The organism is Maribacter spongiae (assembly GCF_047345125.1).
Classification (GTDB): Bacteria; Bacteroidota; Bacteroidia; order Flavobacteriales; family Flavobacteriaceae; genus Maribacter.
Map to the genome: position 1 here is coordinate 26542 of NZ_JBLFEQ010000001.1, position 12187 is coordinate 38728.

The following is a 12187-nucleotide window of genomic DNA, read 5'->3' on the forward strand; positions in this document are numbered from 1 at the left end:
ACGGCTTACATTTTTTTATGGCCGCAGTCTATAAAATAAGCGATGACTTTTATGACGATTCCTTTCTTTTGATAGCCCTGCATACTACCTTGGAAGATTATTCCATGGTATATCGACTAAATCAAAACCTAAAAGCGGAATTTAAAAGGGTAAAGTCGGATCTGGACTTGGGAGAGAACGGTTCTTTTCCATTGTTTGAGTGGCAAGATGATTATGATGGCGGTTATTGGGTGCTGATCTCAAACCAAAGTTCAAAACAATTGTTTTTATCGAATAATGACCTATTCGAGCATGAACCTACGGCATCCTATCCAAAATTGGTTCCGGACCTAAAAGATGTGGATTACTTTTTGAAAATAGAAGAAGGAGAAGAAATCGATAATAAAGAAATACTTAAAACCATACTGGGTATGCCAAGGATAATGGCGGCCTATGAAGTAGAGACCGATAAACTGAAATCTAAGAACAATTTAATATTTTAAAAATGCCAACGAAGAAGAAGACGAAGATCGTAGCTACCCTGGGGCCGGCAACTAGCAAGAAAGCGGTGCTAAAAAATATGATAAAGGCGGGAGTGGATGTCTTTAGAATAAACTTTTCACACGCAGATTATGAAGATGTAAGGCAACGTGTACAGATGATACGCGAATTGAATAAGGAACTGGAAACCAACACTTCTATTTTAGCGGATCTACAGGGGCCTAAATTAAGGGTAGGTGTAATGGCAGGAGAGGTCGTTGTGAGTCCGGACGATGAAATAACCTTTGTTACGGGAGAACCTTTTGAAGGTACTTCAGAAAGGGTATATATGAATTATAAGGAATTCCCAAAAGATGTCAAGCCAGGCGAACGTATTCTTCTGGATGACGGCAAATTGATTTTTGAAGTGGTTACGACCAACGGGAAAGATGAGGTAAAGGCCAAAGTTATCCAGGGAGGGCCTTTAAAGTCCAAAAAGGGCGTGAACCTTCCCAATACCAATATCTCTTTACCGGCGTTGACGCAGAAAGATGTCAAGGATGCGGAGTTTGCCATTTCCCTAGAAGTGGACTGGATCGCACTTTCCTTTGTTCGCTTTAGTCAGGATCTGATCGATCTTCAAAATATCATCAATAAACATTCGGAACATAAAATCCCGATCGTTGCCAAGATCGAAAAGCCCGAAGCCGTAGAAAATATAGATAAGATCGTTGCATATTGTGATGGACTAATGGTGGCCCGGGGCGATTTGGGCGTTGAAGTACCGGCACAGGAAGTTCCGTTAATTCAAAAGCAATTGGTACTTCGTGCCAAGAAAGCAAGGATTCCGGTAATTATCGCCACTCAGATGATGGAGACCATGATTACCAGTTTAACGCCTACAAGGGCGGAGGTGAACGACGTGGCCAATTCGGTAATGGACGGGGCAGATGCCGTTATGCTTTCAGGGGAGACATCCGTGGGGAATTATCCCGTTCAAGTAATCGAGAAGATGGCAAGTATCTTAGAGAGTGTAGAAGGTTCGGAACTTATACATGTTCCTCATGAACCTCCCCATATCCGTACCAATAGATATATTACAAAATCGGTCTGTTATCATGCCGCACTCATGGCCAATGAAATTAAGGCCAAGGCCATCTCTACCTTGACCAATAGCGGATACACGGCATTTCAAATTTCGGCCTGGAGACCAAGCGCACACATTTTGGTCTTTACCTCCAACAAAAGAATCCTAACGCAGTTGAACCTGCTATGGGGCGTAAAGGCATTTTATTATGACCGGTTTGTCTCTACGGATGAAACCACCGAAGATGTGAACCAGATCGCATGTAAAAAAGGATTCCTGGATGTTGGGGATATGTTGATCAGTCTGGCGGCAATGCCCATTAAAGATAAGGGAATGGTAAACACATTGCGGGTTACGGAAATAGAAAACTGTAATTTTTAACTTGAAAACTCCCCGACCTTTGGGTGGGGGTCCGATTTCACCGCTCCTTTAGAGCCATTCGAACTGCCTTTTTGGGCAGTTGGGGGTGAGGTAGAATACAAAATTCGATTTTTGGGTCCTAGGGCAAAAAGACCCCGATACTTGCTAAAATATTGGGGGTTTTATTATTGAACCCGTTCAAACTTTTTCAATGGGTTAAAAAATCGCCTTTTTGCACCCTGACTTTGTCATTTTTTCCTTCCCTAGTGAATATCATGATTTTTTAGTGGCGTTCCATTTTGCGGATGAAAACCTTTTGCGTAGATCTGCTATCAAGGTTTTATTAAATCTAAATTTTATAGGAACGATGTTCTTGACCCGATGCTCGGAAGACTCAAAAGAATATTTTAAAAAATCCATACGGGTATTTTGTATAACATTTCTAATAGTTTTGCCTAACCTGTTATACGAAATACCTGCATGATTCATTTTATACAACCTCTTATACTATATGGGGTAGCGAATAATTCTTATTTTTGGAAAAACGGACATAAATACAGAGTTATTTATGTGTTGTGCCACATTTACAAAACCAGATAGATGATTACAAACCAAGAAACTTTTAGAGACATAATATTAGAAAAACTTCCTAAAAATTCTTGGATAAATCTTTTAGAAATCTATCAAATTGTAGAAAGTAATATTGACCATTTCGAGTCAGGAGATTTTGACCCACTAGCTGATTACAACCAACAGGAAAGATGGAAAAGAAATGTTAGGAATGCTTTGCAAACTCTTAAAGCAAAAGACAAAATTCAATGGGACGGAAATGCTAACTATCTTCTCGGAGCAAATTCCATTAGAGCAATAAAAAAATCAACGAGCGAAAAATCGAAAACGGATTTGAGTAATGACGATAAATTATATGTTCAACGTGCAAAACTCGCTTTTCCGATTTTGGTAAGACAAGCCAGAGCTGAAAAACCAATATTTTATTCTGATTTAGCCCGAGAAATTGGAATGCCTAATGCTCGGAATTTGAACTATGTTTTAGGAGCTATTGGTAATTGGATTAAGGACTTAGCAAAGAAAACCGACAAAAAAATACCTCTTATAAACTTTATAGTCATAAATAAATCCGAAGAAATTCCAGGCTCAGGAGTTGAAGAATTTATTGAATATTCTGATTTTCAATCATTAAACAAAAGTCAAAAAAGAAAAGTAGTTGACAAAATACTTACTGACATCTATTTATACAAAGATTGGTATTGGGTTTTATCAGAACTTAACTTAAAACCTCTAGAAACAGATTTTGACCAAAAATTAAAAGAACCTAGACCACGTTATGGCAAAGGAGGAGAAAGCGAACAACATAAAGACTTTAAAAACTTCATAGCCGGAAATCCAGAATTGTTTGGACTATCAACCAAACTCAACGGAGTTACTGAATATGAACTACCTTCAATGGACTTGATAGATGTTGTTTTTAAGAACAAAGATGAAATTATTGGAATTGAGGTAAAATCATTTATTTCAAATTCTGCAGATATTCAAAGAGGACTATTTCAATGTGTAAAATATAAAGCTTTGTTAGAGGCGGAACAAATAGTAAATGACCTTATTCCAAATAGTCGAGTAATATTAGCGTTAGAAACCAAATTACCTGATAATCTAATTGCAATTAAAAACCAATTAGGAATAGAGGTTTACGAACATAACGCGAATAAAAAACGTGGCACAACAATGTATATAAAACATAGCTAGTATAGGCTTTCCGAGAGGTTTGTATGTATTTGCAAAGTCGCCAAATTTTTAAATTTGGCTTTTAAGATAGAAAAGATAAAAACAAAACATAAAAATTCGGCTCTGTGTTTGTCCGAAAAGCTAGTGTCTTTTTGCACGCTACGTTTCATATACGAGACCGTTGTAGCCAATTTGAGAAAAACAGAATTTAAATGCCAAGTCATAAAACATTAAAAAGCGTTTCCCATAATTTCGGACACTCATTTGTGAGTTTAATGAACTATATGGAAACTGACTATTTTCTTGGATTATTATTGACTGAAATGCGGAAAACTGGACTCAATAGACTTGAAGTCGACATTCTAAACAATAAATCAGAACCGAAAGAATTATTGACAAGAAAAATCTCAAAATCAATCGGATATTGGACAAAATGGTTTCCAAAATTAGTTGAGGACAGTGGCTCATCAATGGGTTTTGTAAAAAGTGCGGAAATGACAATTGAATTTGACTTGACTTTGAGCAGACCTTATCCACACGACAATCGATTTATCGAAAACCCATATGTGTGCGGAATAAAAATTATTGACGACAACGGAAAAGAATATTTAAAAGAACAAAAAGGCTGGTGGTTTCCAGAAGTTTTGGATAATAAAACAAAAATTAAAAACTGGCTACAACAATGGCTATAAGTAATTGCTTGTTCTCGCATACTTCTGAAAATCCGCTAGGATTTTCAGTTTGGTGTGTACTTGCAAAGTTAAGTGCTAACCCACGCAACTACTCATAGCCGAGACCGTTGCCTTTAATTTTGCCCCGTCCTGAATAAAGGCTACATAATTTTTACAATTATGTACAAAAATGACAAAGTAATTAGACGTTATTCAGAATCTTTTAAACTCAAAATTTTAGACGAACTTACCACTGGAAAACTAAACAAGTATCAATTAGGTAAGGCTTATGGTATCAACTCTTCTACCATTAACGAATGGATTAAGAAGTACAATCGTAAAGACCTAATGAACACCAGAGTAACCGTGAAAACAAAAGACGAAATAACTCGTATTAAACAGCTTCAAAAGGAAATTGAACAGCTTAAAAAAACTGCTCTTGAAAAAGGATATGGATGCTTTAATCGATGAATCCTATCTAGAGGTAGCTGCAGAACAGCTTGGTTATAAATCTGTTCTAGAACTAAAAAAAAGCTAAATATCAAGCCTTAATAAAAGCCAGGAAAAAGTCAAAGGGATTTGCTTCTTTAGCTAATGTTTGCAACTGTTTAGACCTTAAACGTGATGCCTACTACAAATACAAACGTAGAGAAGACAAGCGTTTAGAGATGGAGAAAAAGGTTGTAGAAATAGTCAAGAATAGACGCAAATCCCTTCCTAGGGAAGGTGTTAGAAAACTTACCAAATCACTAGATACTGAGTTTTCAAATGCCAATCTAAAAGTAGGTAGAGATACCCTATTCAAAATTCTTAGAAAATACAATATGCTCACACTTAGAAAGAAACCAACTTATAAAACAACTAATTCATTGCACAGGTTCTACAAGTACAAGAACATCATTAAAAACATCGAAACAACTAAACCAAACCAAGTCTGGGCAAGCGATATCACTTACATCAGAACTATAAAAGGTTTTTGTTATCTAGCACTTATTACAGATATGCACAGCCGAAAAATAGTTGGATATGACATTAGTGACAGTCTAGAACTTAAAGGCTGTGAAAGAGCTTTAAACAAAGCTTTATATCAAGCTAAAGACACCACAGGACTTATTCATCATTCGGATAGAGGCATACAGTATTGCAGCAACGTTTACACGCAAATTTTAAAAAGAAACGACATTGGAATTAGTATGACTGAAGAAAACCATTGCTATGAAAATGCCGTCGCTGAACGTGTAAACGGTATCTTAAAAGACGAGTTCTATCTCGACCAAACCTTTGATAGCTTAAAACACGCTAAGCGTGCAACAAAAAATGCAATCAATCTATACAATGAAATTAGATTACATCTATCTTTAAACTATAATACACCTAATATGGTATATTTAAAAACAGCGTAAATCTATTTTTAACCTGTAGCCATATTTCAGGACTAGACATTTGAAAGAAAATCATAACATATCGGAATACCTAGTTACTGAAATTAATTCTCAGGTTTTCTTCAAAGAATTCACATTTTCCAAAAATGAATTTTATCCCGAAGGTGGCACAAAAGAACTTGCTGATAACATACTGATTCTAGACGATTTACTTTTCATCATTCAGATTAAAGAAAGGAATATTAACGAAGCAAAACATTCTACTGAAAATTGGTTCAAAAATAAAGTTCTAAATAAGGCAAAAAAACAAATAAAAGAGACCTCTAAGTATTTAAAAAAATATGATTCGATTCCTATCGTGAATCGTCAAAATCAAACCATAGATGTTTCAAAAGTTAATTTACAAAACATCAATAAATTGATAATTTATAAATGTGATGTTAAATTAAAGGAAGAGTATGAGCTGCTAAAATTTAACGAAAGTAAAATCGAAGGACTAATACATATTTTCAATATTAATGATTATTATAATATTTGCGAATTTCTTGTAACTCCAAGTGAATTAGACGAGTATCTAAAATTCAGAGAAGAACTATTCTTAAAACATAGAGAATTCGTTAATAGTTGTAAGGAGCAATATATAATTGCTCACTTTTTAAATAGTGATAATACTGATTTCGTTAATCTTGATTTTCTTTCAAATATGTCTGAATATGATTCGGATTTAAACAGTTATAGAATTAATAACTTTATGGAGTCTTTTCGAGAAAAGATTAGAATTCCTGAACAACGTCAATCTAACGATTATCATATTTTAATAGCTGAGATTGCCAAATTAAAGCGTTACGAATTATCTGAGTTCAAAAAACGTTTTCTTTCAATTATCGAAACAGCTAAGAAAAATGAATTTTCATTACCGCTAAGGTTTTATATTTCTAGAACTGACTGTGCTTTTATCTTTTTACCGCTTTCAATGGATAAGACAACTGATTGGGAGAGAGCTTTAATCAATTTTACAGAAATATATAAATACAAAAAAAGAGCTACAAAAGCAATAGGTCTGGTATGTTTCAAGCAAGATGAGTTTATATATTTAAACTGGACTATGTTAAAGAGTAAATGGAAATTCGATGAAGAATTATCGCAATTAGTTGAAAAAGAATCCGAGTATTATGGCGAAGGAGAAATATCAAAAATTCCTCGTTATAAATTCAAGAAAAACTAGCTACAACAAAACCTATAAACAATACGGGCTTCGGGCTTAAACGAATGGTTTGTGTATTTTTATAAAGTCCGCAAAATCTTTGGGATTTTGCTTTAGACAAAAAAAAGAAAAAACAAAACCAAAAGATTTCGCTATGTGCGTGGCGGAAAGCAAACGCTAGTTTGCTCCCGTACTGTTCATAGCTAAACCGTTGTACAGCATTTGCCAAGAAAACTGAAAAAGGGATGAAAATAAAATTAAACGAATCAGAAAACTCAATCGAAATCAAAGATGGGCTAAAAAATCAATATCTGATTTTAAAAATTTTAATGATATTAAATTTAGCAAACGCAGTAATCCGAATATTTGGAAAACAAACAACTGAATATGGTTTTATTGAATATATCTGGATTGGATTGGGAATTATTTCATTAGTTGTTCTTTTTATGTTTTTGTTTAAAATGTCAACCGCAGAAAAAATTCCTATTGGACAAATAAATCGACTAGAAGAAAAGACTGTGTTTGGAAAGAAAAGGTTTGCGCTAGAATTGAAAAACGGAAAGAAAAGGAATTTGGGAAATTTCAAAACTCAATCTGACTTGATTAAAGCTCGTGAACTTTTTAAAACAATTGGAATCGCAAACTGAATATAAAAAACGTTGTACAACAATGTATAACCACAATTACGGCGTCCTCGATAGCTATCGGGACGACTACGTCCGAATCCACTCGGAATTGCTAAGGCTTGCGACCCAACCGAAAAACCAATAACTTCAGTCCCATAACTGCGGTTATACGAGACCGTTAGCACACATAAAACAAAAAATCGTGCTAAAATTGAACGATTACGGAAAACCGTATAGTTTCTTTTTAGTAAAAAAATAGATTTGAAATTTTAAACAAAACCAAACGGAAAAAGAAAAATTATGGCAGGAATTTTAGGATTATTAAGTTTTGCATTATTTATTGCATTAATTGTTGGACTTGTAAAACCATCATTAGTATTGCGTTGGACAAATAAACCAACTCGATTAAAAGTTATTGGATATTGGTTTTTAAGTATAGTTATTACAGGAATTTTAGGAGTTATGTTTATTGACGACACAATAAATGCAAAAGCAAATATTGAAAGTGCGAATAAATATATAGAAAATGGAAATTACTCAAACGCAATTTCAGAGTTAGAAAAAATTCAAGAAACTGACAGTTTATATAATAATGCTCAATTATTAATAAAAAGGGCTGACAGTTTAAGCAACTTAACAGACGAAGAAAAAAGAATTGCCAATGAACTAAAAGCAGAAAATGCTAAAAAAGAAGAACTTTTAAAACAAAAAGAACAACTTGAAAGAGAAATAAAATCAATAGACGAAGGAATAAAATTTGCTGATGGAAACTCAATAGATGAACTTCAAATGGATATAGTTGTTTTCGGAAGTTGGGCGAAAATAATTAAAGAAGCAGAAGAGTCAGAAAATACTGAAATTAAAAATTTAGGCAAAAAACTTAAATCAAAAGTTTCTCGAATACAAATTAGAGAATTTCCAAATTTGAGAAAACAATATGCGAAAATTGTTGCAAACAAAATGTGGGAAAACGACATTGAAGTTTCAGCAAATGGAACTGGGAAAAAATATATAAATTTTAGTGGAGGAGTATTTGCTGCTAATAAAAACAAAAAGGAATTTCAAACTCAAGTTCAAGAAGTTTTGAATATGTTTAGGTTTAAACAATCAAGATATCGCTGGTATAAAGGAGAAAGTGAGTACACTTATTATACAATGTTTGAGGGAAAAGATTCTGAACCTGTAACATTTGAATAATAATAACGTGTGCTAACAACGTATAAAATTAATTGCTAGTTCTAGCCTACTTACGAAAATCCTGGTGGATTTTCAGATAGGTGTGTACTCGCAAAGTTAAATGCTAACCCACGCAACTACTCATAGCCGAGACCGTTAGCAACAAGGAAAAACCAAAATATTTATGAGTGATTTTTTTTCGTGTTTTGATTGGGATTCATTTTTGATGAACTCATTTGTAAGTTTGATTTTCTTAATAATTAGTATCTTAATATCCATCTTAGCAATACCTCATTTCACTTTAAAACTACTGAAGAAAAAAAGAAAGAAATTTATAACCACCAAAATATCCTATATTATTCAAGAATTTTGTGGATTTATTGAAAAATCCCCTTTTAAAGATAAGGAACTAACTTCTGAACAATTATCTATTTATACTACAAAAAAAGACTTAAAAAATCATAAGTTTATTGGAATAATAGACCTAAACTTATTCAAAGAAATAACTCATTTAAAAGTAAGGAAATTGATTTTAAGTAAGTTTCAAAATCTAAATCCTGATGAGAAATTTGACTTAGTTACTTTAGAGAAAAAAAGATTGGACAATCTTAACACTAAATTAGAGACAATAATAGGTTTTCATTCTTTAGATATTGACCAGGAAATAATATCTGACGTAAGTCAACTTTGCATTGAAATAAGAGCTTTTGAAATAAAATACAAATACAATAATTCGATAGATGATTTAATTGAACAAGGAATTGCCGAAAGAACTGGTGTATTTGGAACTATTGAAATATCAAATATTTATAAATTAATACTTGAATTATTTACTAAGCTTTTATCTCTAAAAATAATTGACGTAGAAATCAAAAAGAAAGAATAACCCAGTTGCTAACACTGTATAAAAAACATAGGGCAATTTTGGCTGAATTTAAAAGTCTGTGCTTATTTATGAGGTCGCCAAATTTCCAATTTGGCATTTAGAGAAAAATAAAAGCAAAATATGTAAATTTGGCTTAGTTATAATTCGAAATGTAGTTCTTATCCTCTGCCCTGCGTTCCTTATACTAAACGTTAGGCAACATTTAAAACAATTCTGAATAAAAAATTTAAACATCTTCAAATTAGCAATGTCGGAGAATTCATTATGAAAGTATTGAAAGATAAATCTATTGGAGTAGAAGTTAAATACGTATAACAAAATATAAATCTATTAAAAGACGTTCTATTGTAGAAATAAAAGTTTTGGATGCATTTCATCTGGAATTGTAATGAATTTTAAGAAAGATAAAACTCTTTGCCATTGATAATTTGAAAAATAGAGATTAGTATTCCATAATTAAATTAAATTCGAATCAATATGCTTAACCGCTCACCACGATTACTTCTTACCTTACTTGTTTTCCTGGCCATCGCCTGTGAATCGGAAGAAAACAGTACTGATGATTTCATTGAAGAAAATGCAAATGCGCCACAAATATCTGTAGAAGGTATAACAACAGAAATTGAGGCTTTCACCCAAATAACAGTCAACATCACTGATGATTCAAGTATTGTAAATAACACACTTGTAATTAACGGTGAAGAAGTATTAAAAAACACGGATAAGAATTTCAAATTTGATATAAATCCTTTTGATTATCCCACAGGTGAAAACACATTTATTTTCTATTCTGTAGATGAAGATGGCAATGAAACCAAAGTAGAAAACTCCTTTATTATCAAAAAATTATTGGCAAGTATTGCTTCGCCAACTTTGATAGTTAATGGTAGAGTATTTATGTCCGCAAATAAAATGAGCGGTGAATTAATTACTAATGTAGAAGTATTCAAAGATTTTGAAAATGTAAAATTATATGCAGATGACAATTTTACAGAACAACCAATTATAATAACTTCTTACGTAATGCTCGGATCAGATAACTTAGTTTTTTCTGAGATAAAATCCATTGCCAATATTGAACCTGGGACCGATTTAATTAAATTCCAAGAAAATGCAAGAGCTTTTACAGAAAATACTTATAATCCTAATCCGGCCTATGAGTCTTTTTCATTTGAAATTCAAGAAATTGAATCTGAAAGAATTGCCCAATCATTCTATGGAAGTAATATAAATGGTTTGGGTGCCTTCGTCGATGTTTCAACCGGTAATGTCATAGAGGAACCAAATGGATTTTTAAGTAATTTACAAGGCCGTGTTTCCAGTAACAGCAACCTAAATAATTTATTTCTTCATACTACAAACTCAACACTAGATTTGAGTTTTGAAAGAATTAGAATGGAGGACTATAAATATTTGTTTGTAAATAACCCGAACAACCAATCAATTTCTTATTCCCAATTTCTTCCCCCAGATAAAATAGGAAACATTTACTTACCCAATGATGTAGAAGGATATTTTATATCAGTAAAAGGTTTCAAAGATGAAACAGCCTTTCACAACCTAACTTTTTCATCTATGTATACTGCATCACTTGAGAATACTGATAATGGTGCTGTTGAAATTCCCATGATAAACGGTTTTAATCTAATAATAAGCGATATGCTGTTTTCCATTAATGGCTATAGTAGTATGTCCGTTTCCGTTGTTGGTGAAAAAAGTATAGAAATTCCTAATTGGAGTGCAGAAAAGAATCAAGAATCAATTTTTTTGAATGGGGATTTCGATTTATTCAATCTATTTACCTCAAAAACGTTACCAGATGGAGATAGAACCGTTAGATGGAATTACCTTCATAAAAAACAAGATGAAGTCAACCTAAATATTGAGTCTTTTGAATTTCCCGAAATAATTGAATCACTTGCTGACGCAAATCAGTTTGATTTAGAAATAATAAAAACCCCAGATATAGAGAACATAAGACTCATTGGTTCCACGGGAAATTTAAAATATGAGGAGTTATTATTTGACAGTCAAAATGGAATCCCTCGGCCATATAATGCCGCTCCAGTGGATATATATACGCTAAAAACGATACTTAGCGGCTCTTAATATGGTGGGCGCTAATCTATTTTACGAATTTCTTGACCCATTTGAAAACACCACAGATAAGGATTTTTGCAATTATAAATGGTAATCACGGAATCACTGCGAATACTGCACTTCGATAAAGTAAATATTTTTGGGAATTCAGCCAAATTTTGGCTTGGACTTAAAAGCAACTCTGACATTGAGGAGGAATGGGATGAAGAGTCAATAAAACTGGACGAAATCCAAAAATCTACAAACAAAAACGTTGCCCAACAATGGCTCCTATGAAAAGCCCTAGTCCAGTGTCTCAAATATAATTAAATATGTTGTTTAAATCTTAAACCACCTTTTTTCTTTTAATATAACTTGCTCCGCATCCTAATGTGTGATACATCTTTTTTTAGGGTTCACCGGCATCTGTATGATCATAAGTTATAATAGGCCCGGCCACTTGCCATAAATTTGTAATCCTCGATAGCTATCGGGACGACTACGTCCGAATCCA

11 protein-coding genes are annotated in these 12187 nt (G+C 33.2%); all 11 read left to right on the forward strand.

Annotation, left to right across the window (positions count from 1 at the left end; genetic code table 11):
- Positions 1 to 17 precede the first annotated feature (17 nt).
- Positions 18 to 482: an IPExxxVDY family protein gene (locus ACKWB9_RS00115; RefSeq protein WP_414000938.1), complete on the forward strand. Its 465-nt coding sequence runs from the start codon at positions 18 to 20 to the stop codon at positions 480 to 482.
- Positions 483 to 484: 2 nt separating this feature from the next.
- Complete coding sequence (gene pyk, locus ACKWB9_RS00120) at positions 485 to 1927, forward strand: pyruvate kinase (protein WP_414000939.1); 1443 nt, start codon at positions 485 to 487, stop codon at positions 1925 to 1927.
- Between the two features lie 579 nt (positions 1928 to 2506).
- Complete coding sequence (locus ACKWB9_RS00125; RefSeq protein WP_414000940.1) at positions 2507 to 3670, forward strand: hypothetical protein; 1164 nt, start codon at positions 2507 to 2509, stop codon at positions 3668 to 3670.
- A gap of 191 nt (positions 3671 to 3861) precedes the next feature.
- Entirely contained in the window at positions 3862 to 4341 is a 480-nt protein-coding gene (locus ACKWB9_RS00130) for a hypothetical protein (RefSeq protein ID WP_414000941.1), read from the forward strand.
- A gap of 159 nt (positions 4342 to 4500) precedes the next feature.
- Complete coding sequence (locus ACKWB9_RS00135; protein ID WP_414000942.1) at positions 4501 to 4791, forward strand: transposase; 291 nt, start codon at positions 4501 to 4503, stop codon at positions 4789 to 4791.
- 80 nt (positions 4792 to 4871) lie between these two features.
- The gene (locus tag ACKWB9_RS00140; protein WP_414001419.1) at positions 4872 to 5723 is read left to right on the forward strand and encodes an IS3 family transposase; all 852 of its coding nucleotides are present in this window, start codon (positions 4872 to 4874) and stop codon (positions 5721 to 5723) included.
- Between the two features lie 40 nt (positions 5724 to 5763).
- A complete protein-coding gene (locus tag ACKWB9_RS00145; RefSeq protein ID WP_414000943.1) occupies positions 5764 to 6927 on the forward strand; it encodes a hypothetical protein in 1164 nt (387 codons plus the stop codon).
- Positions 6928 to 7151: 224 nt separating this feature from the next.
- Complete coding sequence (locus tag ACKWB9_RS00150) at positions 7152 to 7553, forward strand: hypothetical protein (protein ID WP_414000944.1); 402 nt, start codon at positions 7152 to 7154, stop codon at positions 7551 to 7553.
- A 279-nt stretch (positions 7554 to 7832) separates the two neighbouring features.
- Positions 7833 to 8729 (forward strand): hypothetical protein, encoded by an 897-nt coding sequence (locus ACKWB9_RS00155; RefSeq protein WP_414000945.1) that lies wholly within the window; start codon positions 7833 to 7835, stop codon positions 8727 to 8729.
- A 163-nt stretch (positions 8730 to 8892) separates the two neighbouring features.
- Complete coding sequence (locus ACKWB9_RS00160) at positions 8893 to 9594, forward strand: hypothetical protein (protein WP_414000946.1); 702 nt, start codon at positions 8893 to 8895, stop codon at positions 9592 to 9594.
- A 477-nt stretch (positions 9595 to 10071) separates the two neighbouring features.
- Positions 10072 to 11703, forward strand: a complete 1632-nt coding sequence (locus tag ACKWB9_RS00165) for a hypothetical protein (protein ID WP_414000947.1) — start codon at positions 10072 to 10074, stop codon at positions 11701 to 11703.
- The last annotated feature ends 484 nt before the right edge of the window (positions 11704 to 12187 follow it).